Genomic DNA, 26,012 nt, shown 5'->3' with positions numbered 1-26,012 from the left:
ATATGGCTCGCCGTTGGCTCTTTGCTGTCGCTGTTGTCGCGTTTGCCTTGCTGCTCGTTTCGTGTACCAAGCACCCCGAAGTGGACAACTTCAAGCAGGTCCAGCTCCATTGGAGTGCAATTGACGATGCTGCCGAACAGTCAGAACTGAAAGACAAGTGTGTGATTGAAATCACGTCGAAGGTGATGAGCGACCCTATGGTTCTCAAGTCCAAGCTCGTCGAAATCTCCTACGAAGTCATTTACCTCCTGGATGAAAATGGCGCTCTTGCCTTTGATGGCCGCTGTGGCGACACCCGTTTTCGTGATTTCCCGGAATGTACATGGCAGGCGACTTGCTCTGGTGGTTCGGCGCCCGTTGTAATATTCGACAACGAACGATAGCGGGCGACCCTAACCTATTGAACCATATATAGATATCTTTATAGAGGTTCAAACCGCCCGCATTGTCTAGTGTCGGCAGCTCGCCGTGAGGAATTTCTGTGAAACCGATTTTTGAATATACCGATTATCGCGAATGGATTAGGGATGCTTTTGAAGATTTCAAGAAGCGTAAGACCGTCATATCCTGGCGATACATGGCTATGAAGCTCGGTGCAGACCCCGGCAACCTCCTCCGTATTTCGCAGGGCAAGATCCACCTCGCGGTAAACTTCATCAAGCCGATGGCCGAATTCTTCGAGCTTGACGAGAAGGAAACTGCCTACTGGTCGGAACTTGTGTACTTCGGTCGTGCGAAAAGCGACCAGGAAGCATTGAACCATTATGAGAAGATGCAGGCACTGAAGGGCATCCCTTTAAAGCGCCTTGCCAAAAAAGAACTTGAATTTTACCGCCATTGGTACTACAACGCTATCCGTTCTGTAATTGGTATTTGTAATTTTAAAGATGATTATGAAGGTCTTGCCGAATGCTGCACGCCGGCTATCACGGTGGAGCAGGCGAAGGATGCTATCAAGCTCCTGCACGACCTGAACATGATTTCTGAGGGTAAGGACGGGTACTGGAAAGTGAATGATACATTTGTGAGTACAGGTGGTAACTGGAGATCCGAAGCGGTTCGGACATTCCAGAAGGAGACGATTCGCCTCGCGGGTGAATCGCTTGAACGGCATGCGCCTCCTCTGCGCGATATCAGCACGGTGACGATGACGTTCAACATGAACGATATCCAGCTCATTCGCGAAAAGATCAAGGAGTTCCGCTCGGACTTGCTGCGTCTTTCTCAAGATGGTACGGGTGACGATACGGTGTTCCAGCTGAACGTTCAGCTGTTCCCGCTTGCTTTTACTAAGAAACTGCAGGAGAAGTCAAAATGAAAAGGCTAGCCTGCATACTTTCAGCTCTTATGCTTTGGAGCTGCTCGGATAAGGTCGCAGGAGGCCCCGGCAGCGAAACGACGAACGGCATTGCCTACTTGGGCAATGGTGCTGTGGCGTCCTATGCTCGTGTGGCGGTCAGGAGTGTTGATCACACTTCGACGGCCGATAGCGCTACTAATGAAATTGTGAACGCGGACTTCTACGCGGATTCCCTCGGTAACTTCTCGTTCGAGGCTCCGGAAGGCAAGTACCGCTTGACGATCGTGTATGGCGGTTCGGCATACACAGGACTTTACTCGGGCGATACGACCTTGGGTAGTGTGAACCTTGAACCGACGGCAGCCCTTGGCGGCTTGGCCGAAGTGCCTGAAGAATGCGACTACGTCTGGGTGGGCGTGCGCGGCATGGACGTGCTTGTGCGCTCCGATTCGACGGGACGCTTTATGCTCGCTCAGTTGCCGTCGAACGACTCGTTGCAGGTGTACTTCTTGCGCGGTGACGACAACACGGTCTATGAAGACTTGTCCGTAAAGCTTTCGCCGAACGAAACGGAAATGATTGACCTCCAGCCCGAAAAGCCGGACCCGTACGCCGGGAAGGTTAAGTTTGTGGCGGTGGCAGATGGCAAGGTTGTTCCGTATGCATCGCTTGCAATCCGCAAGGCTCACGCCCGTGTCGATTCTCTGCACGTGAGTAACGTCATTGCCGAAGCGGACGCCTATGCTGACAAGGATGGTCTCTTTGTCATTGATTCCTTGAAGTCTGGCGATTACCGCCTCACGGTGATGCAGTCGGGTGCCGCCTATTCCAAGGTGCTTTCGGCAAAGCAGATTGCAGAGCTTGATACGGTTAAGCTCCAGGAGACGGCAAATTACATGAGCCGCGTGACGCTCCATGCCGGTGAAAAGTATGCCTGGGTGGGTGTCTATGGCCTTGACGTCTTGACGAAGACGAACGAAGAAGGAACGTTTACACTCCCGACACTCCCGACGAATGATTCGCTCGATATCTATGTTGTCACTACTAAAGATAGCTTGTATGTAACAAAGCGCATTGCGCCTTCCAAGGGCTCTGCTGATTTCGATTACCCGTATGTCGTGATGCAGAACTTCGAAAACGTGAAGGATACCGGAAACTGGTATTTTAGCACGGATTCTGTTGGCTCCAAGATTCTGTCCAAGTCGTTCGATACGGATAACGAGCGCAAGTCCAAGGTGTTCCACGGAAAGTACAACCTGGTGGGAACGAATAATATTTACGCTTGGGTTTTGACCGGCATGTTCCTCCGCGACGAAGGCTGGAACCTCTCCACGCTCGATTCTATTTCGTTCTATGCCAAGGGCTCGGGCCAGATTCGCGTGTCTCTTGAAAACTGGACCCGTGAATCCGAAGTCGCTGGGCTCTCGCTCAAGGCCGCCTCGGAATGGAAGGACCTGAATTCGCAGAAATGGACGCGCTATGTCGTGAAATACGATGACCTGTGCTATACCGCCCAGGATGTGAGCAACTGCTATATCGCTTGGAATACGCTCAAGGACGATGTCCGCCAGCTGCATTTCTTCGTAAGAAATGGAACAGAATTCTATCTGGACGATATAGTGCTTTATGGCGCTCTTTTCTAAAAATTAGACCTTTTAAGTGCGCCTCGAATTAAGTATCTTTGTGCACATGCAGTCTATTGAATCAGAAGCAAAAATTGCTCAGGAATATCTCGCCCGCATCGCAAAAGATGCCGAGGCGAAGTTTGATGAACATCTCCCCCCAGTAAAGGACCGTCCGTGCCGTTTGCACGAGGCTATGCGTTATTCCATGTTCGCAGGCGGCAAGCGCTTGCGTCCGGGACTTGCTAAGGCCACGTTCGACATGTTTGGCGGCAAGGGAGAAAAGATTTGGCTTGCAACGAGCGCTCTCGAAATGCTCCACACGTTCAGCCTTATCCACGATGACCTTCCGTGTGTCGATAACGACGACTACCGCCGTGGAAAGCTCACAAGCCACAAGAAGTTTGGCGAAGCTACTGCCGTGATGGCAGGTGACGCCCTCTGCATCCACGCCTTCGAGATGATGGGCAAGACCGGTAACGCAAAGGCGATTGAGCTCCTTGCTCACTTGCTCGGCACGTACGGCATGATCGGTGGCGAAATGACCGACATCGAATGCGAAGGCAAGACTGTCGATCTCGAAATTGTCGATTACATTCACTACCACAAGACGGCGGCCCTCATCGAAGCCTCTCTCCTCGTGGGTGCAATGCTTGCAAAGGCAAGCGAAAAGGATATGGAAATCATCCGCAACTACGGTCGCTCCATCGGGCTTGCCTTCCAGATTGTGGATGATATTCTGGACATTGTCTCTACGACCGAAGAACTCGGCAAGGATGCCGGGTCTGATATCGAAAAGGGCAAGGCTACTTACCCGTCCATCGTTGGACTGGAAAAGTCTAGGGAACGCGCTAGGGAACTCTACGAGGAATCCATCAAGGCTTTGGATGGCCTCACATGCGATACCACCATCCTCCGTTCTATAGCGGCATACATCATCACGCGAGTGAAATAAATGGAACTGAAAGACGTTAAGTCGCCTCAGGACTTGAAGCACTGTTCCGTCGAGGAACTGAACCATCTCGCCGCGCAGATCCGCGAGACCATCATTGGTCAAGTGGCTAAGCACGGTGGTCATTTGGCGTCGAGTCTTGGCGTTGTTGAACTGACTCTTGCGCTGCACTACGTGTTCAACGCACCCGACGATAAGATCGTGTGGGACGTGGGGCACCAGGCGTACGTGCACAAGCTATTGACCGGCCGCTATGACCGATTCGATACTTTGCGCCAGCAGGGAGGCATTTCCGGCTTCCTCAAGAGGAACGAAAGCGTTTACGACTGCTTCGGGGCGGGCCACGCCACGACGTCTATTTCTGCGGCTCTCGGCTTTGCCGTTGCGCGCGACCATTTCAACCGCAACAACAACGTGGTCGCTGTCATTGGAGATGGCTCCATGACGGGTGGTATGGCTTACGAGGCGATCAATAACGTTGGCGCCTCCAAGCAGAACATGACCATCATCTTGAACGATAACAAGATGAGTATCGCCCCAAACATTGGTGGCTTTAGCAAGTACCTGAACCGCGTGATTTCGGACCCGGTTTACAACAAGATGCGTACCGACCTGGATCGCCTGATGAACCGTTTGCCGGGCATTCTGGGTTCCCGCTTCCGTGACCTTTTCTTGCAGGTCGAGAACGCGGCGAAGAACGCCGTGAAGCCAGGTCGCTTCTTTGAAGACCTCGGCATCCGCTACTTTGGTCCGATTGATGGTCACGACATCGATGAACTTGTGATGATTCTTGAACGCGTCAAGCAGCAGCAGGGTCCGTGCCTTGTGCACGTGCTGACCGAGAAGGGCCGCGGTTTTGACGCCGCCGAAAAGAATCCGACGAAGTATCACGGTTGCGGCGCATTTGACCCTGAAAGCGGGCTCCCGCTTGCTCCGGGCAATCCGAACCCGTCTCTCACGAGCGTGTTTGGCAATACGCTTTTGCAGCTTGCCCGCAAGGATAAGCGCATCATGGGTATCACGGCTGCAATGCCTACGGGCTGCGGCATGGATATCGTCGCAAAGGAACTCCCGGACCGCGTGATTGACGTGGGCATTGCCGAAGAGCATGCCGTGACGTTTGCGGCGGGCATGGCTTGCGATGGCGTTGTGCCTGTGGTCGCGATTTACTCGTCGTTCATGCAGCGCGCCTACGACCAGATTATCCACGACATTGCACTCCAGAACTTGCATGTGGTGCTTGTGCTCGACCGTGCCGGCCTTGTCGGTGCAGACGGTCCGACGCATCATGGCGCCTTTGACTTGTCGTTCTTGCGGACTGTTCCCGGAATGACCATTTTGGCACCCTCCAACGAAAATGAACTGCGCGACATGTTGACTGCCGCCATCGATATGGAAGGTGTCGTGGCTATCCGCTACCCGAGAGGCACTGCACTTGCTGCAGAGCTTGTCCCCTCGGAAGGACCGTTCGACTATAAAAGCCCCAAGATTCTTGAGAAGGGCTCCGGCATACTCCTTCTGGGCGCCGGCTTCATGACAAATGAACTCAAGAAAACAGCCGCCGTGCTTCGTGAAAACGGATACAACCCGACGCTTGTGGATGCCCGTTTTATTAAGCCGCTCGACCAGGAATGCTACCGTTCGCTGTTTGACAGCCACAATGTCATTGTGACGCTCGAAGACAATACGAAGGTGGGTGGCTATGGTTCAGCCATTGCGGAACTTTTGTCCGATCTCGGCTATACGGACAAGAAGCTGTACCGGTTTGGTCTTCCGGACAGATTCGTTGAACAGGGAGAAATCAAGGCTCTCTACAAGATCTTAGAAATTGACGGGGAATCCGTCGCCAAACAGTTGATGGAAAAACTATGAGTGAAGAAGAAAACAAACCGAAGCGTACTGTAAGAATCACGCTGGATCGTAAATTCGGAGTCAGTGAAGCTCCTGAACGCCGCCCTCGCCGTAACGACGACGAACGCGGTTCCTTTGGCGACAAGCCCTCGTTCCGTGGGGATCGTGGCGACCGTCGTTTTGACCGCGACCGCGGCGACCGCCGCTTTGACCGTGGTGAACGCCGTTTCGACCGCGACAACCGCGATGAAAACCGCGAAGGCCGTCCGTTCAACCGTGAAGAACGCCGTGGTGGTGGCCGTTTTGACCGTGACCGCCGTCCGCGCCGCTTTGGCGACAAGCCGTTTAACCGCGGACCGCGCGGTGCCATGAACGCCCCGGTCTACCGTCAGCGTCCGGAACAGAAGGAAGCCGTTGACGAGAACTTGGACGAAGCCGCACTCGAAGCACGTGCCGCCCAGATTGAAGCCGTTGAAGATGCAGGCTCTACACCGCCGTGGTTCAAGCGCCTCATCGCTTGCACGACTGAAAAGGGTCGCGAACGCGAAGGCAAGTTCCTTGGCGAAGGCGTTCACGTTGTCGAAGAACTCGTGAAGCACCACCGCGAACTCGTGATTTCTGTTTACGTTGTTGAAGGCTTTGAAAACGAAGAACTCATCGAAGCTATTAACGAAGCTGAAATTACGCTCCACACTCTTACCGAAGACCAGATGAAGCGCCTCTCTTCGACGATGACGACGCAGGGCATCATTGCTTACTGCAACATCGCAAGTAAGAAGCCGGTCTACGAAACAAGCCGCAGCGTGCTTACGCTTGTGGACGCCGTGCAGGATCCGGGTAACCTCGGCACGCTTTTCCGCACGAGCCTCGGTTTCAATTCTTCGGGCATGATTCTCGGTCGTGGTACCGTGAGCCCGTTCAACCCGAAGGTCGTTCGTGGTTCCTCGGGCACGTTCCTCCGCGTTCCGTTTGAATTCGACGTGGATCTCGTGGACCAGATTAACTTCCTCCGTAGCAAGGGCTATACCATCATCGCAACGGATTTGCATGCTAAGCAGTCCCTCCGCGAAATCCCGGCTCACAAGCTCCGCAAGATGGCTTTCCTCGTGGGTAACGAAGGTGCTGGCACGAACCCGTACTTCATCGAACTTGCCGACGAAACGGTGAAGATCCCGATGAGCAGTGAACTTGAATCTCTGAATGTGGCTGTCGCACACGGCATTCTCTCTTACGAAGCCGCTCAGATTCAGGAGGAATTGAAGTAATGACGTGCTTTTACGATCGCCTTGAACAGCGTATTGCAAAGTGCGGTAACCCGGTGTGCATGGGCATGGACCCTGTGCTCAAGCTCATTCCGCTCGAAGGCACTCCCGAAGACCGCATCAAGCGCTTCTATTCCGACATCTTGGAATGCTGCCTCAAGCGTAACGTGCAGCCGGCTGTCGTAAAGCCGAACAGCGCTTATTACGAATGCGTGAGCGTGCAGTCGATGCTCGTTTTGCAGCAGCTCATTGCTGATTACAGAAGCGCCGGCATTCCGGTTATCTTGGATGCAAAGCGCGGTGACATTGGCAAGTCCAGTGCCGCCTACGCCAACGCTGCTTACGATGTTTACCGTGCAGACGCCGTGACCGTCTCTCCGTGGATGGGTGCCGATTCCGTCGGTCCGTTCATTCGCGAAGATAGCGAAAACGGTGCCTACGTGCTCCTCCGCACAAGCAACAAGGGCGCTCACGATTTCCAGGATTTGCCTGTTACTCGCAGTGACGATCCGCGCGACGTTGCCGAAGCGTTCTATTCCGTAGCGGACAAGATTATGGAATGGGATGCTGACAAGGGATACCTTGGTGCCGTTGTCGGTGCAACCCACCCGGAAGAACTTGAGAAGATTACGGCTTACACCGTTGCTCACAAACACGAAATCCCGTTCCTCATTCCAGGCGTGTCCATTCCGGGCGTGCCGGGCGGCCAGGGCGGCGATGCAAAGACCGTGCTCAACGCTATCGCAAACGGTGGCGGCAAGCGCAAGTTCCATGTGCTCAACTCGAGCAGTGGCCTGAACTTTGCTTGGCAGCGTAACGACACGCCGGCAAACTATGCGAACGATTGCGTCGATGCACTCGAAAAACTCGCAGAGGCTTGCCAGCTTTAATTAACTTATGCGTTTCCTTGCGGCTATTATAACTGCTATTGCCATCATCGCGCTTGCGTTCCATTACGCCAAGCCGTTGCCTGGCACGAACTTTGACGAATCCTTCTTGCCGAAGGCTTCGTCTGTTCGCTATGTAGCTGCAGGGCATGACGCTTCGGTAGCGGGGCTCTTCTGGATCAAGGGCCTCACCGAACTCGGTGAAAGCTACCTCACCGGCAGGGAATATGCGTATCTCGGCCATGTCGCTGAACTTTCGACGAGCCTGGATTCGCTATTCTACACGCCGTATTATTTTGTCGGTGGCGTGACGCCCGTAGATGCTCCCGATACTTCGGACTTCTCGGTACTCCGCCGTGCGACTCGCGTTTATCCTGAAAACTGGCGCCTTTCGCTTTACTTTGCACTCCGTCTCGCTCGTGGTCCGTACCCCAACAGGACCGAAGCCGCGAACGTGATGCGCAAGTATTTCGATAGCCCAGATACAACGATTCCCGATCACATTCGCACGATTTACCGCAGCTTTGAACTTGACTCTATGCAGACCGAGACTGCGCTTGAAACTATCTTGAACGACGTGATGCAACCGCGTTTCAAGAAGTTCCGTGCAAGCTTTTATGTGAAGATTCTCAAGCTTCTCGGTTACAAGGGCTTGATTAACGACTACGACAAGGACGAAAATTACCAGAAGGTCAAATACCTTGTCGATGGCATGCTTGATGGCCGCATCCCGCCGGTTGTCGTTTACAACCGTCTCCTGGCCATGAAAAAGGTCGAAGAACCTGCCGCAGATTCTTCCGCCGCGGATACGGCTAAAGTAAGTGTCGCGGATTCTTTAGAAAAGAAATAAATTATTTCCCGCAGCGTGCGGAATTTTTCTCAAGTCCCATCAGTTCGAAGGCTGTTTTGCAACGGTCGAAAAGCTTGCGTGCTTCAGACGGGTTGGATTTGCTCAGGAACTTTCCGCGGTAATAAAGGATGTTTGCGGTCGTGTAGGGAGTGTTGGCTTCGACGGATTTTGCTTCGGCCTTGCGGTAAATGGCATCGGCATCGCCAGACTCTTGCAGGTCTGTTAGACGGGCGTCCGTCCAGTAGTAAATTCCTGTGTCATCGTCGGTGCACTTGCCGACCATCTTGAGGGCCTGTTTGGCTTTCTCGTCGTTGTGGGCGCCTGCGTAAGCGATGGCGCATTCCGAATAGAAAGCTCCCTGCAGGTTGTCGTCAATTCCGTTGAGTTCGTCTTCCTTGACGTTTTCACAAAGTGATACAGCGTCCGAGTATTTTTCGGTCGCATTTTTCAGAGCCATTTTGGCCTTGACGAGCATTATTCTCGTCGAACGGTCCATGCCTTCGTTCTGGACGTAATTCAGGAGCGAATCGGCCATGCTATAGTCCAGACTCATTGTGCGGACTTGACCCATGGCGATGATAATGCGGCCTTCAGAACGTCTGTCCGCTTCCTTGCGGCTTGCAATAAGAGCGCGTTCGAGTTGCGAATAGCCCTTGGCAAAATTCCCTGCCTTGATGGACTTCTGCGCACGTCCGGCAAGCTTCCCGGATTCCGTGGCGAATGCGGTGACTCCGCTAAGCGCTACGCAAAGGGCGATTTTCAAAGCCTTCGTTACCATAGCGTCTCCACGACAAAGGGCACAGAATCATGCCTAGGAACATTGCCTTTCAAAAGCCACATCTTGGACATGCCGTTCATTAGGTCGTCTGCACTCTGCAATGTGGATTCCGTCGTGTTCATAAAGTCTTGCAGTCCGGTTGTGACCGTACCGAAGTCTGTGACGAGGTGGTCTACACGTCCGACGGTAGAATCCATGGAATTTAAAAGTGATGTGACCTGGCTCGGTAGCGGCTTGAAGTCGTCGAGCAAGTTGCCTACGTTGTTTGTGACTTCGTTTGCGCGGCTAAGGAGCGTCGGAACGCCGGTATTCATTGTGTCGAGCAAGAAGGAAGTCTTCTTCAGCACGTTCTTACCGAGTAAGGTGATGTCGTCAAGTCGGTAAAGCTGGCGGTTCAAGTTGTCGTAAAGAGCGCGAGATCCAAACAGTGCGCCCATGGTCGTGCCTGTGTCAAGAGCCATGGCTACGAGTTCGTCGGCGGCGTCCACAAGTCGGTTGACGCGGGCCAAAAGATCGTTTGCGGCTTGAATGACGGTTTCAATATCTTGAGCCTTGCCTGCCGATAAGATGCCTTTGTCTTCAAGTACGTGGCCTTTATTTTTCTTAATGTCGATATTGATGACTCGGGCCGAAATCAGGTTCTGGTCGCGGATGGCGTAAGCTTTTGCACTGTCGGTAATGAGGTTTTGGTATTTCTTCTCGATGGAGAATTCCATGAGCACGCTATCGGATATGGCCCCCGCTGCATCTTTTTTGATAGAAACGTTGGTTACACGACCGACATCGACGCCGCTAATTTGTACACTCGTTCCTTTTTTAAGGCCCAGCGCCTTGTCGAATGTACTGTAAAGCTTGTATTCATCCTTGATGACACCGACGTTCTTGTCGTAAAGGTAGTGGTAAAGCACTAGCGAAAAAATCATGACGGCAACAGTACTGACAACGCCGACCAGGAGGCCGGACATTTCCATCCAGTTGATCTGTTTTATCTTTTGAAATACCATTGCTTTCGTGAAATATAAATAGATTATATTGTCAAATTGAATTTAATTGATTTTTTTCGAGGAAATATGGAATTTTTTGATTTTTTGAATACTGCTGTAACGCCGTACCATACCGTAGACGCTTTGAAGTCGTTTTTTAAGGCAAATTCTTTTGCAGAAATCGGGCTCGCAGCAAATTTTGAACCCGCAAAAGCCTATTTCGTGTGCCGCGAAGGTTCGGTCATTGCGTTCCGTACGCCAAAACAGTGGTGTGACACGTCGAAGTTCAGGATTGCGCTTGCGCATACGGACTTCCCGACGCTCAAGATTTCCCCGAATCCAGATGGCGTGAATGCGGGTGTGTGCACGCTCCATACGGAGGTTTACGGTTCTCCGCTTTACACGAGCTGGCTTGATCGCGACCTTGGCTATGCGGGGATGCTTGCGTATGTAGATTCGGCGGACAAGTCGAATACGCTCAAGACGAAACTGTTCCGCGGTGATAAACTTTTCAGGATTCCGCAGTTGGCGGTCCACCTGAACCGTGGTGTGAATCAGGACGGCCTCAAGGTGAATCCGCAGGTAGATTTCAATGCGTTGTGGACGGGTGCCTCGGGCAGTAGTGCTTCTGAAAACCGCAAGAACTTGTTTGTGAAGGCGCTTGAAAAGGAACTCCCGGAAGGCGCTCGATTGATTGATTTTGACGTGCAGCTATTTGATGCCCAGCCCGCAAATCGCGGCGGCTTTAACGACGAATGGATTTATTCTGGAAGGCTCGATAATTTGAGCAGCTGCCATGCCATTGCCGAAGCGATGGTGTCTGCGACATCCGCTGAAAACGATTGCCTTGTTGCGTGTTTCTTTAACAACGAAGAAGTCGGTTCCAACACGCGCGAAGGAGCTGCCGGTAACTTCTTGAAAAGTGTGTTGGATTCTATCGCTTCGCTCCAGAATGACAATGTTAGGGATGTCATCCTGGAGGGGCAAAGCCCCGATAGGATCCATGAAACCTTTACATCAAAGGGACATGCCCGACCTCTTACTTCGTACCTTGCAGAGTCCATCGCGCTCTCTATCGACATGGCGCATGCCGAGCATCCGAACCACACGGAAAAGCACGAGCCGAATCACGCTCCGCTGTTGGGCAAGGGCATTGTACTCAAGACAAACTCACAAAAGCGTTACGCGAGTGACCTGATGAGCTCTGCTCAGCTCCGTTTGCTTTGTGAAAAAGCGGGAATTCCACTTCAAGTTTTCATTATGCGAAACGACATGCCTTGCGGCTCGACGGTCGGTCCGACGGTTTCTGCAAATCTCGGAATCCCGACGGTCGATATCGGCGAGCCCATGCTCAGCATGCACAGCATCCGCGAGATGATGGCCGCAAGCGACCACGAAGACATGATTAAGCTTGTAGAAGCTTTGTATTGCTAGTAGTCTTGCTTGCCGAAGCCTGTCATGCCCGTCGCTGAACGGGCATCTCCTTTATTTAAATAGTTTTGCAACGGGCTTTTCGACAACGTATTTAAAAACAATCGCAATCGCTAGCGTTATGCCAAATACCGCTAGTGAATTGACAATGTAATATGCTGTGATGTTCGGAAGCGTCATTGTGTAATGAAAGTTTCTCCAAAGCATTCCGCGGAAGTTCCAGGTGCTGTTAAGGACTAGCATATGGAAAAGATAAATTGCAAATGTGCAGGAACCGATGTAATTGATGATGCGTGCGATGATGCTGTTTTGCTTAATCCATGTGCCGAGTGCATACACGGTCATGAACATTCCCGTTGCTGTCACAAAACATAGCGAGCTTTGGAGCCAACGGAATTTGTTGTCGACATATCCGTAATGGCTGAACATATAATTCTGCAGTCCAAACTTTATCAAAAATCCAAGTAAGTAAATTGCGATTCCCATCGCTAAAAGCTTTTTCTGTCGATCGTCAAACTTGCGGATGAATAGCGAAAGTTCGTACCCGAGAATGAGGAATATGGTGCAGTAACCCCAAAGGAATTTGTCGAGCTCAAACATACTCATCTTGAAAAAATACTGAATGTCGCTAACTACAGCGCCTGCAATGGCGATGGCAAGTAAAGTGCGCCTTAATTTGTTCTTTTGTGGGTTGTCTTGACAGACAAACGCTAGCATAGGGAAAAAGAAAATGAAGGACATGTAAGTACAAATGTACCACAGATGGTCACCTGGCGCGAGCCTGAAAATAAAACGCCATAAATAATCCCAATCGAGACTTGAAGTAGGCAATTGCGTCTCTGTGAAGTGGCGATAGAAAATGCTAATTAGGATATAGACGAGGGTCGGGATGTAAACGCGTGAGAGAAATGATTTTGCCTTGTAGGGAAAAGTCGGGATAATGTCGGCGTCGGATTTGATGCGCCCAAAGAGAAAGAACCCGGTCACCAATAAAAATAGCGGAACATCGTCTGCGATAATGGTTGAAAATGCGAGTCTTCCGCTGACAATGGCGTTTTCTTCGACAACGCTGAGCTGGCTATGTGCCATGATGACAAGCAAGCACGCAATGATTCTTACGAGTTCAATGGAATGATTTTTGGCCGCCAGGCTCTTTATTTCGGGCATAATGCTCCTTCTCCTTTATAATTCCTAGCATGAAAATTTATAAAATAGGAACAATGTAAAAGGCAATCGCCCGAAAGATTTCTATAATTTCTAAATCAATTTACGCAAAAGAATATTATGCAAAAAAGTCCAAACGAAATCGATAATTTTTTAACACCTGACGATACCAAAATTATGAAGGGGATTGCCATTATCTGCATGCTCCTGCATCATCTTTGGTTTTTCCCGAATCGAATCCCTGGTGGCGGCGTTGTGGGCTTGCTCACATTGTTTAATTCTCCGGCGACGCTTTACGTAGGAATTTTTGGCAAAATCTGCGTCCCGATGTTCTTCTTCTTTGGCGGGTATGGCGTTTACAAGAGCAGCTACGGAAAACCGTACGATATTGTGGGACGCCTCAAGAGACTTTATTTTGCATACTGGAAAGTCTTTCTTATTTTCGTCCCGATTGGTTTTCTGTTTTTCTCTTCTCAAGTTCCGTATTGCAGTGATCCTTTTATTTATTCTCGTTTTGCGATTTTTTCGCCCAGAGAACTGCTTTCGAACTTCTTTGGATTTACTTCGACGTACAACAGGGAATGGTGGTTCCTGATAAGTTATGTGTTTGCCTTGATTTCTTTTCCGCTTATCAGGGCTGTTATTGACCGCTATTCGGCAAGAATCAATTTGTTTATCATCGTGATTGTGTCGCTCTTGTTTGCGCATATTTTCCCTGGGCTTAAAACAGTGACTGCGCTTGGAGTGCTTGGCAATAGCCACATGTATCTCCGCTTTTTCTGCCAGATTGCTCCGTATGCGGCATGCTTCTGGATGGGCGCTATCGTTGCCCGTAACGGGCTTTTTGACCGCCTGCATGGATCGTTGAAACAACATAAGCTTTTGAATCCGCTTGTGGATATCGCCGTCTGGTGCATGGTCATTGTGATGCGCCAAAATGAAGTGGGTGATATTTTTGACGTGTTCTTTATCCCGGTTTTGACGGTGGCGAGCATGGACTTGCTGAACCACATTAAACTCCTGAAAAAGGGAATTTGGTATCTCGGCCGCCAGAGCACCTCGATGTGGCTTATCCATCCGTTCTTCTGCTACTATTTTGATGTCCCGGCAAAGATTGTCGCGGCTCCGCATTATGCGATTCCGTCGCTTTTGGTGCTTATCGCCATGACGTACATCGCATCGGTACTTTTGGCTTATTTCTGGAAGGGTGTTGGTTTTGTTTTTCAGAAGGCGAATGCCGTGAAGATTAATTTTAAACATTTTGGAGCTTCGGGTGAAAAACAATAAGTCTCTCCAGTATTTTTTGATTTGGGGCGTCATCTGCCTGCTTGCAAACTTGTTCTGCACGAATGCAGCCGCTTTTGGCGGTGACCAGAACTATTGGGTGGATTGGGTCAAGCAACTGTCGAAAAACGGTCTTGAACGCTTTAACGGTAACTATCCTCCGCTTTATGTTTTTTGGCTCTGGATTGTGGCGCAAGTCCATAGCTTGGCAAACATCCCGATAGAAAAGGGAACTCTTATCAAGTTCTTCTGCCTGTGGCCGGTTTACTTTGGTCATGTTGGACTTGTCGATTTGGCGAGCCGCCTGGTAGCACGCTTCAAGTTGCCGAAGTACTCTGCACATCTCGTGCTTGCGTTTGTGGCCTTGAACCCTGCGCTTTTGCTCGACGGTCCGATTTGGGGACAGGTCGATTTGTTCCCCTGCATCTTTGGCATTGCCGCCCTTTACTGCATCAACTTCCGCGGACTTTTCAAGTACGCTTCGATGTTCTTTGCACTTGCGCTCTTGGCTAAGTTCCAGATGATTTTGCTTTTGCCGATTTTCGGTGGCATTTTCCTCCGTCGCTATAAGCAGTCCTGGCGCGGGCTCCCGCTCATGGCGGTTGCAATTGTGCTTGTGCTTTTGCCGTTTTTTGTCGCAGGGAACCTCTCGGGGCTCCTCACGCATGCTTACCTCAACACGACGGAACAGTACCCGTTCTCGACTTACAATGCTGCAAACACTTGGATGTTCTTTGTGGGCAATACGAGCCGTGATGCCAATCCGCTTTTCGGGCTCTCGCCGGAAGGTATTGGATTTTTGCTTTCGCCGTCTTGGCTTGGAAAAATCTTGTTCGTGATTATCTCGGCATACATTTTAAAGTGCGCACTCTTTGCAAAGACGCTCCGCCGCACGTTTGAACTTGCGACTTGGGAAGCATTTGCTTTCTTCCTTGTGTTGCCGGGCATGCACGAACGTTACCTGATTTACGCTGTTCCATTTGCTTGCGTGTGGATGGTGCTTGAAACGAAGAAGGCCTGGATTTGGTCGCTTCTGGTGACTGCTATTTGCGCTATGAATATTTCGATGGTGAATGGCTTCAAGGGTGCGGACTTGTGGGTCCCGGTTTCTGGACTTGCGCTCCTCATCTTCATTGCAGGTGTTGTGAACAACTTTGCCCCGCGTGCGTTCCCGGCGCTGATTGAAAAGCTTGCCCGCATCCCGTTCCCGCGCTTTACGCCGTACGTGGTACTTGCACTGTTCCTTTTCCCGATGCTCATTTCTGAAATTGTCGGACTCATGCCGGTCAATGTAGAACTCCTGTCGAACCAGTTCTACCTCACAGATTTGCCGATTGACCATTTCACGCAGCAGTACGGGAGGCCTCGTGTGAACCGCGCTGTCGATGGCGCTACGCTTACCGTTCGTGGTCAGCAGTACAAGAACGGCATTGGTACGCACGCCAATTCTGAACTGTTCTTCAAGATGCCTGCGGATGCGGACTCGCTCGAATTTGTCGTGGGCATTGATGACGAAGCGGGTGGCGGTGGCTCCGTGCGCTTTATTGTGGCAACGCCCGAAGAAACGCTCTGGAAAGGTGACGTCGTGTTCGGCAATAGAAAGCCGCAGGCGGGTAAAGTCTATATCGGAGGCAAGCAGACGATTATCCTCAAGGCTGATGCCGATGGCGACAACGCTTATGACCATGCCGACTGGCTGAATGTCATCGTGACAAAGAGGAAGTAATGGACAGGGTTCTTGCTTGGCTGAAATCGCGAACGGCTGCGCAATTTGTCTTTGCCGCAATTTTGCTGTTGGGGACGTTTGCTCGTGTCTATATGTTCGGCTCTGTGCCGGGCGATATCAACCAGGACGAAGCTTTTGCGGGCTATAACGCCTATACGCTCTTGCACCACGCTGCTGATTCTTACGGCTACCGCTTACCGGTTTACTTGACTGCCTGGGGTTCCGGCATGAACGCTCTCGAATCGTATTTGATGATTCCGTTTGTGGCGCTCTTCGGGATGCATGTCTGGGTGATCCGTTTGCCGATGCTTTTGGTGGGCCTCTTGTCGCTTGCGGCGGTTTACTTCTTGGTGCGCCGATTCTCGAGCGAACGCTTTGCTTTGGGAGCAACACTTTTGCTTGCGATTTCTCCGTGGCACGTGATGCTTTCGCGCTGGGCGCTTGAATCGAACTTGGCGCCGGGCTTTGTGCTGTTCGGACTTTTCTTCTTTGTGAAAGGCCTTGAAAAGCCGAAGTTCTTGATTGCCTCGGCTGCGTTTTATGGACTCTCGCTTTATGCGTATGCGACCATCTGGGTGGCCGTTCCGTTCATCATCTTGTTGAACGTACTTTATGCTCTTTGGACAAAGTCTATTCACAACAATCGTTACACTTGGATTTCGCTTGGCGTGCTTGCTGCACTTGCGCTCCCGCTCATGCTTTTTATGCTCGTGAACAAGGGCGTCATCAATGAAATCCGCTTGCCGTTTATCAGCATCCCGAAGCTTGTTTATTTCCGTGCAAGCGAAATTTCGTTCCAAAAGATTCCCGAAAATTTCATGAACCTTTGGAACATTTTGAAGAACCAGTCCGATGGACTCCCGTGGAATTGCATCCGCAATTTTGGGCTTTTCTATCCGGTGACGCTTGCGTTTTTCTTTGTCGGCCTTGTCGAAAACATTTGGCAGGTCGTGCGTGATGTGAAAGCGCGCAAGCTTGGGCTCCCGTTCTTTATGCTTGCCTGGCTGCTCGCCGCTTTTACGATTGGAATTTTAATTAGCGTCAATGTCAATCGCGTGAACTTGATTTTTATCCCGATTATCGTCATGGCTGCGCAAGGGATTATTATCGCGTTTAGCTATATCCACCCGAAGTTGATTTGCGTTCCGCTGGTCGCGTATCTCTTATGCTTTGCAAATTTTGAGCGAGAATACTTTACGATTTATAAGGACCAGATTGCAAATCCATTCTGCGAAGGCATTGGCGATGCCATGGAATTTGCACAGTCGCAGTCGAAACCGGGTGATAAAATTTATGTGGACCCGGGCGTAAGCTACCCGCGAGTGCTTTTTTACGGCAAGGTGGACCTGAATTCTTACCTTTCGACGGTCCGCTACACGAATTTCCCGAGCGCATTCCTCTACGTGCACGAATTTGACCGCTATGTTTTCACGTTTGATTTGGATAATGCCGATACGCAAGCGGTTTATCTTATGGAAAACAAGGATTCTAGACTTTCTTGGTTTGAACAGCGTGGCTTTTCGGTTCGTAATTTTGGAAAATATATTGTAGCATACCCCGCAAAATTACTCTGAGAAGTTGAAATTTGATATATTGGTGTTCGAAAAAGAATAAGAAGTGTGAATATGCGAATTTCTACTGTATTTAAGATTTGTTCTTTGTCGATGCTTATGGCTGTGGCTTCGTTTGCCCGGCCGATTAACGATGGCAATAAGCTCTTTGCCGCTGGCGATTATGCCGGCGCGCTCGAAAAGTACATGAAGGCCCGCGAAGCGGAGCCCGCAAATCCGCTTTTGTTCTACAACATTGGAACGTGCCAGTACAAGCTCGGCAATTTTGAAGAAGCCAAGAAGGAACTTGAAAGTGCCGTGCGCATGCCGGACAAGAATATGGCTGCTAAGGCGGCGTACAATCTGGCCAATACGTATTTCCGCGTGGGCGAGAAGGCTCAAGAACCGAGTGCTCGCATTGCGGCCTGGCGAGAATCGGTTGCTTATCTGAAAAAGGCGATTGACCTAGACAACGATTTCGAAAATGCGAAGAAGAACGTGGAAATTGTCCAGCGCAAGCTTAAGGAAGAACTCGACAAGCAAAAAGAAAACAAGGACCAGAACCAAAATCAGAACGACCAGAAACAACCTCCGCTGAGCGATAATGCAAAGCAGGTCTTGGCTCGTGCGCTCCAGCTTTGCAAGGATGGCAAGTATGCCGAAGGCAAGCAGATGCTCGAGAACCTGATTGCCGAAGACGAGACCGCAAGCCAGTTGAGCGGCCACGTGCAGCGCATTGACGACGTCATCGAAATCAAGGCCGGCCGCAAGCCCAAGACGAAGATTGACGCCAGCAACACCGACAACGACCTGGAGGTGATCTAATGAAGCAGTCTCTCTCCTCTCTCGTCATTCGTCTCTCGTCTGTAACTTTGTTCCTTGCATCCGTTGCATTCGCGGCTCCGAAGTCTGCTTCGGCTTACTATGGCGATGCGGCGTTCCAGTACATTGAAAACCGCTTGCCGACGGCAGAAATCACTTGCAACGAAGGCTTGCAATACTACCCGAACGATCAGAAATTGCAGATGCTCCTCGACCGTATTCACGAAGCGAAAAACGAGCAGCAAAACGAAAATAAGAAGAACGATCCTAAGAACGACCAGAATCAAGATCAGAATAATCAGGATCAAAACCAGGATCAGAATCAGGACAAGCAAAACCAAGACCAGAATAAAGATCAGCAGAATCAAGATCAGCAGAATCAGAACCAGAATGGCGACCAGAGCTCATCTAGCGCCCAGAATGACCAAAACCAAGATCAACAGAATCAAGGTCAGAATGGTCAATCGAGTGACAGTCAACAGCAAAGTTCCGATAGCAATGGCGGTGCCGGAGAGCAGCAACAGCCTGAACAGTCCGAAGGGAATTCCAGCGACAGTAACGGCGGTGAACCGGAACAGCAGCCGCTTCAACCTGGTGAAATGACTCCTGAAGAAGCCGCCCAGCTCCTCAAAGACTTTGACGAACAGAACGGCGAACGCAAGCCCTGGAAACCCGTCCGCGGCCAGGTAAGACCTGCTAAGGATTGGTAAGGCTGGCTAGAAAGACCAGTACATGCAGAAACCGCCCAGGACCATCATTCCGATGCTTCCGGCTAGCCCGATTTTGGCTCCAGATTTATTGTAACCGGAATCATCGTCTGTTCCAAGGACTGCTGCGCTGAAAGTTGCGGCTACAACTCCACCAAGAAACAGATAGACCGAAAAGAAACGTGCTAAGTAAACCATTCCGTCGGTCGATTCTGCGACTTCTTCGGTCGCTCCAGCGGCGGCCATCGATCGGTCTTCTTTTTCGGCGTAAACCATCGGCGGGTGTAACGATACCGTCGCAAAGCTCTCTGCGGTCAAAAGTGAAATGCTCAAAATAATGGCGACCAAAAATTTCATGGAATGAATATAGTATTTACTTGTTTTAAGTGCCCGTGTTGTCGGAAAAACACCGGAAATATGGCCAAAATCGCGTGTTTTCGGCTTTGGTTCTCTTGTGAGGCGGTATATTCTATTTAAAAAGATATATATTAATAAGACCTGCCAAAAAAATCGTGGGGAGTTGAAGTATGAATTTTGATGTTCTGTTGTCGCACTATAGAGCGAAGGCCTGCGTCGTTTCCGTCGAATTTTTTCCGGACGGGACGTATGGGAATATTCGCGTAGTCGCGGGTAACAAGGCGCACTGTGACGACATGGCGGCGCTGAACCATCCGTTTGAGCCCGGCTGCCCTTACGAAGCCTGCTTCCCCAAGAATCCGAATTTCGAAGACCATTGCTTCCGTTGCATTCACGACGGCAAGCCGCTCCATGCTTACGTGGACCTTTACATGATGGGCCTCTGGCTTAACATGTTCCTTATGCCGTTGGATTCAGACCAGGAAAATATCGGCTATTGCATTTATTGCTACGATGTAGCGCCTAAGGTGGATTCTTCGGCGATGGCGGACCTTTCTGCAGATACCGCTGCCGATGTTCTCAAGGCATGCATCAAGTTGCGCGGGTCGCAAAATATTAGACAGGCGTTCCAGGAAGTTATTGAGGATATCGGCGCCATTTGTGGATCCGACCATTGCTGTGTCTTGCTGACGGATGATGAAAAGCATGAGTGTACGACTTTTGCAGAATTTCTCCGTGAAGGTTCGGGCCTGTATCCGATGTCTCGTTATATCCAAGGTTTTTATGAGATTGCCCAAACATGGCCAGATACGCTTGCCGGTAGCACCTGCATTATTATAAAAGATGAACACGACATGGAAAAGCTGCTGGAGCAAAATCCGGTTTGGAAGGCGTCTCTGGACCAGGCTGGGATAAAGACTGTTGTGTTATATCCGCTTCGCCATGGCGGTGAACTGCTCGGTTACATGTGGGCATTGAACTTCAATGTCGAAAACGTTTTGAAGATTAAGGAAACGCTTGAACTCACGACGTTCTTCCTCGCTTCTGAAATTTCGAACTATCTGCTCTTGGATAAATTAAAAATCCTGAGCACGATTGATACGCTCACGAGTGTTAGAAACCGTAACGAGATGAACAACCGCGTGGACCGCATTGTTGCTGGAAACGAACCTGTGCCGCAGGGTGTGCTTTTTGCAGACTTGAATGGGCTCAAGCGCGTGAATGACGAACAAGGTCATGCCGCGGGCGATAAGATGTTGCGTGCCGCCGCTTCCATTTTGCAGAGTGTGTTCCACGATGGCGAAGTGTACCGCGCAGGCGGTGATGAATTCATGATTCTCGTGAACGAGATCAGTGAAGACGACGTGCAGGATCGCGTGGCCCGTGTGCACTTCTTGTCGGGCAAGACGGAAAACGTCCGCTTCTCGATTGGCGTGTGCTATGGCAAGAAGAATATCCGCAAGGCCATGCGTTTAGCTGATGAGCGCATGTATGCCTTTAAGAACGGCTACTACGAAGCTCACCCGGAATTGAAGTATCGGTAGAGTGTCTTTTTGTGCAGTAATTTCTATATTTGACGTATGAGATTGCCGCGCGAAACACGTACTTATGTTGCTATCGACTTGAAGTCGTTTTTTGCGTCTGTGGAGTGCGTGCTTCGCGGACTTGATCCGCTTTCGACGAATCTTGTGGTGGCGGATGCGAGCCGTACCGAAAAGACGATTTGTCTTGCGGTGAGCCCGAGCCTTAAAGCTTACGGGATTCCAGGGCGTGCACGCCTTTTTGAAGTTATCCAAAAAGTACGCGAAGTCAAACGCCAAACGGGCAAGGATGTAGAGTATATTGTTGCCCCTCCGCAAATGGCGAAGTACGTGGAATATTCCACCCGCGTTTTTAACGTTTATCTAAAATACGTGAGCGCAGACGATATCCATGTCTATTCCATTGACGAATGCTTTATCGACTTGACGCATTACCTTTCGATGTACAAAAAGTCGGCGCGGGAACTTGCCAAAGACATGATTCGCGATGTGCTTGAAACGACGGGCATCACGGCTACAGCGGGCATCGGGACAAACCTTTACCTTTGCAAAATTGCGATGGACGTGATGGCGAAGCATGTGGCTCCTGATGCTGATGGCGTTCGCATTGCAGAACTCGACGAGATGACGTACCGCAAGGAACTTTGGGGCCATCGGCCGATTACGAGCTTTTGGCAATTGGGGCGCGGCATTGCTGAGCGCCTTGCGCATTGCTACTTGAATAACGGTCGTGGCATTTTTACGATGGGAGACCTTGCGCGTGCTAGTGTCAAGCATCCTGATGCGCTTTACAAGATGTTCGGCGTGAATGCCGAAATCCTGATTGACCATGCGTGGGGCTATGAGCCGTGTGGCATTGCCGAAATCAAACAGTACAAATCCAAGACGCATAGCATTGGCGGTGGGCAGGTTTTAAGTTGTGCATACGACTGTGCCAAGGCGAAAATCGTCATCCGCGAAATGGTCGATACGCTTGCACTCGACCTTGTCGAGAAAGGTTTGGTCACGAACGGCCTTACGCTCCATGTGGGCTATGACCGCGAAAATGTGGACAAGGGAATATATCACGGTGAGACGGTTATCGATAATTACGGGCGCGAAATCCCGAAGCCTGCACATGGGACGGCTCCGCTCTTGAATTACACTTCGTCGGCATCGACAATTGCAGAAGCGGTGATGAAACTTGCAGACCGCATCATGAATCCGTCGCTTACGGTGAAACGATTGAATCTCACAGCGAATAACGTCTTGGAGGCAACGCAAGAAAGCTATGACCTCTTCACGGATGTGAAAAAGATTGAACGCGAAAAGAAGATGATGCAGGCGCAGATTGCCATCAAGAAGCGCTTTGGCAAGAACGCCATTTTCAAGGGAATGGATATGCAGGAGGGCGCGACCACCCGCGAGCGCAACCAGCAAATCGGAGGGCATAAGGCATGATTGACGATTACAAAGACATCATCGACTTGCCGTATCCGCGGAATGACTGGAATTTCTTGATGAAGCACCCGAGAATGTCTGTGGCGAATCGTGCAAAGATTTTCAGCCCGTTTGCGGCGTTGCGTGGCCACAATGAAAAGATTGCCGAGACTGCGGAACAACATCTGGATGAATCGCGCGCCGAGCGGATGTGGGACGAATCGGGCTTTGATGATGCTTAAAAACAGAAAGCCTCCGGTCGGGTGACCGGAGACTTATTTTTCAAGGAATCATGAAAATAAAATTCTAGGGATGATTGCGGTGATCCTTGTGGAAGCTCTTGAACTTTTCGAGCTGTTCCTTGGTGAGGATCTTGTTGAAGTTCTTTACACCGTTAATTCTGTGGTCGAGCAATGCTTCCTGAGCCTTGAGGATACCTGCTTTGGCTGCGATGATTTGCTTTTCGTCATTGCTATCGAGCGCTTCGTGCAAAGCCTTTTCGGCATCTTTTTTCTGCTTGCGGAGTTCCTTGAATGTGGAATCCGTCTTCAAGCGGAGCGATTCGAATGCGGCCTTTTGTTCGTGCGTGACCTGGAGAATGGAATCCATGAATTCAGGACCCGGGCCTTTCTTGAAGTCAAACTTCTTGTCGAACGGTTTGCCTTCCTTGAAGTGTTCGCGCGGACCTTCAGGGCGGCCATCGCGGAAGTCCTTGCCGTGGAAGCGTTCGCCATGGAATTCGCCGTGGTGCTTGCCGTGATGCATTCCGCCGCGCTTGCAGCAGTTGCAAGAACAGTCGTTCTTGGCGCAGTCATGGTTTTCGCAACTGCAGGCGCACTGCTTATGCGTAGGCGTGCATGTGGACTGCTTGGAACAGCAAGAGGCGCCGAAGCCGCGGTCTGCAAAGCAGAAGGCGCCAATGGCAAATCCGAGAGAACAAGCGAGAATGATGATGCTTGCGAGGAAGGTCTTGGTGGATGCGTTCATTATTTAGTCTCCTGTAATAAATAGCTGATGGATTTGTATGTGTCCAAATTTTCAAGTTCGTCATCGCTTGTTTCACCGAGATTTCCGTACCACGAGACGAGTTCGTCGGAGGCGACGTTTGTCATGAGGATGTCTTCGGAATCCAGGTAGTTGTACACCGTAAAGACGGTGAGGAACGAGACGACAATCAGGCTTGCGGCGAGGGCGTACAGCGATCTCGCTTGGATAAACTTGATGAACTTCTTTTGGTTCGAAGAATCGAGTCTAGCGCAGACGGTTTCCCAGGAGCCTTTCCTGGGTTCGATTCTTTCGAGTCTTGAAAAATCGATTTTATCATGCATAGTTCAGGTTCTCCTGTAAAAAGTTCTTGACGACTGTTCTTGCTCGGCTAAGCCTTGCCTTGATAGTGCCTTCGGGCATGTTGTAGATCTCGGATAAGTCCTTGATGCCAAGATCTTCGGCGTCCTTGAGCCAGAGCATGCTTCGCGTTTCGGCGGAGAGCTTTGACAGACCAATTTCCAAGAGTTCCGGGTCGTAATCCTTTTGTTCCTCGTGCTTGCTTCCGAGAGCGGAGTCCGTCACGAGATCGATATGTTCTTCTTCGAGCTCGGCATGGCGCTTCTTGGACCTGAGCCTCATCAAACACTCGTTGACGGTGAGGCGGTATAGCCAGGTGTTGAGGGCGCTATCGCCGCGGAACTTTTGGATTTTCCCTGGAACTGAGACGAAAATGTCCATCAAGACGTCTTCAGCCTCGTCGCGATTCTTGAGCATTCTGAACGCGAGGTTCAGAACGTTCGTGCTATGGGACTTCCACAGCACGCCAAGGGCTTCACGACTTCCTTGTTGAATCTTCTTTATAATGACTTTTTCGTCCATTTCGTTATTTTTGATGCATGGGGATGAGGGTTGGTTGCATGGATGCTGAAATTTTTTTTAAAAGGAGGTGCCCGCTCGGAGGCGGGCATGACAAGAAGAGTAAGAAATAAAATATATTTTATAGCGATGCAAAAAATTCTTTTTGAAAAATTGAAAGAGGCTTTTGCCTCTGTTTTGCCCATTACGCTTATTGTGCTGGTGGTTTCGCATACCCCGCTTGTGACTTTTTCGCTGAAAGAGCAGATTGTTTTTACGGTTAGCGCGATTTTTTTGATTATCGGTATTGGACTTTTTAACTTGGGAGCAGACCTTGCAATGACCCCGATGGGGGCGTATGTGGGGTCGGGTTTGACTAAGTCGCGTAGGCTCCTGTTGCTCGTTTCGGTGTGCTTTGTGATGGGGGTTCTCATTACGGTTGCGGAACCGGACTTGTCCGTACTTGCAGAACAGGTGAAAAATGCGGTACGGCCGATTCTTTTGATTTCGACGATTGGCGTGGGGGTCGGGATTTTTTTGCTCCTTGCGATTTTGAAGATTGTTTTTAAGAAAGACCTTTCGTTGATTATCATCTTCTTTTACATGGTGCTGTTCATGCTCGGGATGCTCATGGTGTCCGTCGGGCGGAATGCGTTTGTGCCGCTCGCGTTTGATTCGGGTGGCGTGACGACGGGGCCGATTACGGTGCCGTTCATCATGGCGCTTGGCGTGGGTGTTGCGGGTGCGATTGGTGGTAAGCATGCATCGGAAAATAGCTTCGGCTTGATTGCGCTTTGCTCGGTTGGCCCGATTTTGGCGCTGATGGGTTTGGTGGTATTTTCGAAGGGCGACTTGACGTATGAACTTTCGACGGCGGCATATTCGGTGGACGCGAGCCTTGGTGAACACTTTTTGCCTACGGTGATGGTGATTGCCCGTGAAGTGCTTGTGGCGCTTGGGCTGATTGTCGTGTTTTTCTGTGCGCTGCAGTGGACGGTACTCAAGCTCCCGATGGTGAAGCTTGTGCAAGTGGGTGTCGGGATTCTTTACACGTTTTTCGGGCTTGTGATTTTCTTGACGGCGGTGACGGTCGGATTCTTGCCGATTGGTTTTGAAATCGGGTGTGAACTGGCGAAACGCCCGCATGCGCTTGTGGCGGCTGGCTTTATCATCGGCATGGTGGTGGTGCTTGCAGAACCGGCGGTGCATGTGCTCAACAAGCAGGTCGAAGAAGTGACCGGTGGCCTTGTGACCAAGCGCTCGATGCTGATTGCGCTCTCGGTGGGCGTGGGTATTTCGATTGGACTTTCGATGCTTCGCATTATTATCGGATTCCCGATAATCTATTACCTCTTGCCGGGTTATTTTATTTCACTGGGGCTTTCGTTCTTTGTACCGAAACTTTATACGGCGATTGCGTTTGACTCCGGTGGCGTAGCGAGTGGTCCGTTGACTTCGAGCTTTATTCTGCCGTTGGCAATTGGCGCGTGCTCCGTGATTCACGACGGTGGCGATTCGATTTTGAATTATGCCTTTGGCATTGTGGCGATGGTCGCAATGACTCCGCTCATTACGATCCAGGTGCTTGGTTTCAAGGCAATTGTGGCAAGGCTTTGGCGCAACAGGATTATGATGCGTCGCTTGCAGGATGCCGATGACGAACAGATTATTGACTTTGTGTAGA

General features: G+C 50.6%; 25 protein-coding genes. 18 read left to right on the top strand and 7 right to left on the bottom strand.

Going from position 1 to position 26,012, the window contains the following annotated elements:
- Positions 1 to 2 precede the first annotated feature (2 nt).
- The 8 genes from B7982_RS11640 (at position 3) to B7982_RS11605 (ending at position 8,724) form a co-directional block, all read left to right on the top strand.
- Entirely contained in the window at positions 3 to 383 is a 381-nt protein-coding gene (locus B7982_RS11640) for a hypothetical protein (protein ID WP_088660891.1), read from the top strand.
- 98 nt (positions 384 to 481) lie between these two features.
- Positions 482 to 1,318 carry a TIGR02147 family protein gene (locus tag B7982_RS11635; protein WP_073425402.1) on the top strand — a complete coding sequence of 279 codons (837 nt, stop codon included), beginning with the start codon at positions 482 to 484 and terminating at the stop codon, positions 1,316 to 1,318.
- Positions 1,315 to 2,943, top strand: coding sequence for a hypothetical protein (locus tag B7982_RS11630; protein WP_088660890.1), 1,629 nt, complete (start codon positions 1,315 to 1,317; stop codon positions 2,941 to 2,943). The genes B7982_RS11635 and B7982_RS11630 overlap by 4 nt, the downstream gene beginning before the upstream one ends.
- 46 nt (positions 2,944 to 2,989) lie before the next feature.
- Entirely contained in the window at positions 2,990 to 3,877 is an 888-nt protein-coding gene (locus B7982_RS11625; protein ID WP_088660983.1) for a polyprenyl synthetase family protein, read from the top strand.
- Positions 3,878 to 5,746 carry a 1-deoxy-D-xylulose-5-phosphate synthase gene (gene dxs, locus B7982_RS11620; RefSeq protein WP_088660889.1) on the top strand — a complete coding sequence of 623 codons (1,869 nt, stop codon included), beginning with the start codon at positions 3,878 to 3,880 and terminating at the stop codon, positions 5,744 to 5,746.
- Complete coding sequence (locus B7982_RS11615) at positions 5,743 to 6,990, top strand: RNA methyltransferase (RefSeq protein ID WP_088660888.1); 1,248 nt, start codon at positions 5,743 to 5,745, stop codon at positions 6,988 to 6,990. The genes dxs and B7982_RS11615 overlap by 4 nt, the downstream gene beginning before the upstream one ends.
- A complete protein-coding gene (gene pyrF / locus B7982_RS11610) occupies positions 6,990 to 7,877 on the top strand; it encodes an orotidine-5'-phosphate decarboxylase (protein ID WP_088660887.1) in 888 nt (295 codons plus the stop codon). The genes B7982_RS11615 and pyrF overlap by 1 nt, the downstream gene beginning before the upstream one ends.
- 7 nt (positions 7,878 to 7,884) lie before the next feature.
- Entirely contained in the window at positions 7,885 to 8,724 is an 840-nt protein-coding gene (locus B7982_RS11605; RefSeq protein WP_088660886.1) for a hypothetical protein, read from the top strand.
- A gap of 1 nt (position 8,725) precedes the next feature.
- Here the strand turns inward: B7982_RS11605 and B7982_RS11600 are convergent, their stop codons facing one another.
- Together B7982_RS11600 and B7982_RS11595 are read right to left on the bottom strand one after the other, a co-directional pair.
- Entirely contained in the window at positions 8,726 to 9,502 is a 777-nt protein-coding gene (locus B7982_RS11600) for a hypothetical protein (protein WP_088660885.1), read from the bottom strand.
- Complete coding sequence (locus B7982_RS11595; RefSeq protein WP_088660884.1) at positions 9,496 to 10,506, bottom strand: MlaD family protein; 1,011 nt, start codon at positions 10,504 to 10,506, stop codon at positions 9,496 to 9,498. Before B7982_RS11595 ends, B7982_RS11600 begins: the two co-directional genes overlap by 7 nt.
- Before the next feature lie 66 nt (positions 10,507 to 10,572).
- Between B7982_RS11595 and B7982_RS11590 the strand changes: the two genes are divergently transcribed.
- Positions 10,573 to 11,919, top strand: coding sequence for a M18 family aminopeptidase (locus B7982_RS11590; protein WP_088660883.1), 1,347 nt, complete (start codon positions 10,573 to 10,575; stop codon positions 11,917 to 11,919).
- A 51-nt stretch (positions 11,920 to 11,970) separates the two neighbouring features.
- Here the strand turns inward: B7982_RS11590 and B7982_RS11585 are convergent, their stop codons facing one another.
- Entirely contained in the window at positions 11,971 to 13,083 is a 1,113-nt protein-coding gene (locus B7982_RS11585; protein ID WP_233138523.1) for an acyltransferase, read from the bottom strand.
- 117 nt (positions 13,084 to 13,200) lie between these two features.
- Here B7982_RS11585 and B7982_RS11580 point away from each other — a divergent pair, with 117 nt between their 5' ends.
- From B7982_RS11580 to B7982_RS11560, 5 genes are read left to right on the top strand one after another with little or no spacing between them, the layout of a single operon-like run.
- On the top strand, positions 13,201 to 14,367 hold the full coding sequence (locus tag B7982_RS11580; protein ID WP_088660882.1) for an acyltransferase: 1,167 nt from the start codon (positions 13,201 to 13,203) through the stop codon (positions 14,365 to 14,367).
- Positions 14,354 to 16,090 (top strand): NPCBM/NEW2 domain-containing protein, encoded by a 1,737-nt coding sequence (locus B7982_RS11575; RefSeq protein ID WP_233138522.1) that lies wholly within the window; start codon positions 14,354 to 14,356, stop codon positions 16,088 to 16,090. Before B7982_RS11580 ends, B7982_RS11575 begins: the two co-directional genes overlap by 14 nt.
- Complete coding sequence (locus tag B7982_RS11570; protein ID WP_088660880.1) at positions 16,090 to 17,664, top strand: glycosyltransferase family 39 protein; 1,575 nt, start codon at positions 16,090 to 16,092, stop codon at positions 17,662 to 17,664. The genes B7982_RS11575 and B7982_RS11570 overlap by 1 nt, the downstream gene beginning before the upstream one ends.
- A gap of 51 nt (positions 17,665 to 17,715) precedes the next feature.
- Complete coding sequence (locus tag B7982_RS11565; protein WP_088660879.1) at positions 17,716 to 18,465, top strand: tetratricopeptide repeat protein; 750 nt, start codon at positions 17,716 to 17,718, stop codon at positions 18,463 to 18,465.
- The gene (locus B7982_RS11560) at positions 18,465 to 19,172 is read left to right on the top strand and encodes a hypothetical protein (protein ID WP_088660878.1); all 708 of its coding nucleotides are present in this window, start codon (positions 18,465 to 18,467) and stop codon (positions 19,170 to 19,172) included. The genes B7982_RS11565 and B7982_RS11560 overlap by 1 nt, the downstream gene beginning before the upstream one ends.
- Before the next feature lie 6 nt (positions 19,173 to 19,178).
- On the opposite strand, the gene B7982_RS11555 is transcribed toward B7982_RS11560, so the two are convergent.
- The gene (locus B7982_RS11555; RefSeq protein WP_088660877.1) at positions 19,179 to 19,526 is read right to left on the bottom strand and encodes a hypothetical protein; all 348 of its coding nucleotides are present in this window, start codon (positions 19,524 to 19,526) and stop codon (positions 19,179 to 19,181) included.
- 170 nt (positions 19,527 to 19,696) lie between these two features.
- On the opposite strand from B7982_RS11555, the gene B7982_RS11550 reads away from it, so the two are divergent.
- Genes B7982_RS11550 through B7982_RS11540 form a run of 3 tightly spaced genes read left to right on the top strand, consistent with a single transcriptional unit; the run spans position 19,697 to position 22,728 of the window.
- On the top strand, positions 19,697 to 21,070 hold the full coding sequence (locus B7982_RS11550; protein WP_088660876.1) for a diguanylate cyclase domain-containing protein: 1,374 nt from the start codon (positions 19,697 to 19,699) through the stop codon (positions 21,068 to 21,070).
- 36 nt (positions 21,071 to 21,106) lie between these two features.
- On the top strand, positions 21,107 to 22,507 hold the full coding sequence (locus B7982_RS11545; RefSeq protein WP_088660875.1) for a DNA methylase: 1,401 nt from the start codon (positions 21,107 to 21,109) through the stop codon (positions 22,505 to 22,507).
- Entirely contained in the window at positions 22,504 to 22,728 is a 225-nt protein-coding gene (locus B7982_RS11540; protein ID WP_088660874.1) for a hypothetical protein, read from the top strand. Before B7982_RS11545 ends, B7982_RS11540 begins: the two co-directional genes overlap by 4 nt.
- A 64-nt stretch (positions 22,729 to 22,792) precedes the next feature.
- On the opposite strand, the gene B7982_RS11535 is transcribed toward B7982_RS11540, so the two are convergent.
- Genes B7982_RS11535 through B7982_RS11525 form a run of 3 tightly spaced genes read right to left on the bottom strand, consistent with a single transcriptional unit; the run spans position 22,793 to position 24,352 of the window.
- Positions 22,793 to 23,473, bottom strand: coding sequence for a Spy/CpxP family protein refolding chaperone (locus tag B7982_RS11535; RefSeq protein ID WP_088660873.1), 681 nt, complete (start codon positions 23,471 to 23,473; stop codon positions 22,793 to 22,795).
- Complete coding sequence (locus tag B7982_RS11530) at positions 23,473 to 23,814, bottom strand: hypothetical protein (protein WP_014545894.1); 342 nt, start codon at positions 23,812 to 23,814, stop codon at positions 23,473 to 23,475. Before B7982_RS11530 ends, B7982_RS11535 begins: the two co-directional genes overlap by 1 nt.
- Positions 23,807 to 24,352 (bottom strand): RNA polymerase sigma factor, encoded by a 546-nt coding sequence (locus tag B7982_RS11525; RefSeq protein ID WP_088660872.1) that lies wholly within the window; start codon positions 24,350 to 24,352, stop codon positions 23,807 to 23,809. Before B7982_RS11525 ends, B7982_RS11530 begins: the two co-directional genes overlap by 8 nt.
- A gap of 126 nt (positions 24,353 to 24,478) precedes the next feature.
- On the opposite strand from B7982_RS11525, the gene B7982_RS11520 reads away from it, so the two are divergent.
- Positions 24,479 to 26,011: a DUF1538 domain-containing protein gene (locus tag B7982_RS11520; RefSeq protein ID WP_015731938.1), complete on the top strand. Its 1,533-nt coding sequence runs from the start codon at positions 24,479 to 24,481 to the stop codon at positions 26,009 to 26,011.
- Position 26,012 lies beyond the last annotated feature (1 nt).

Source organism: Fibrobacter sp. UWB2 (assembly GCF_002210425.1).
GTDB lineage: Bacteria > Fibrobacterota > Fibrobacteria > Fibrobacterales > Fibrobacteraceae > Fibrobacter > Fibrobacter elongatus.
Note: the sequence above shows the minus strand (reverse complement) of the source record. Positions and strands in the feature narration are given on the sequence as shown.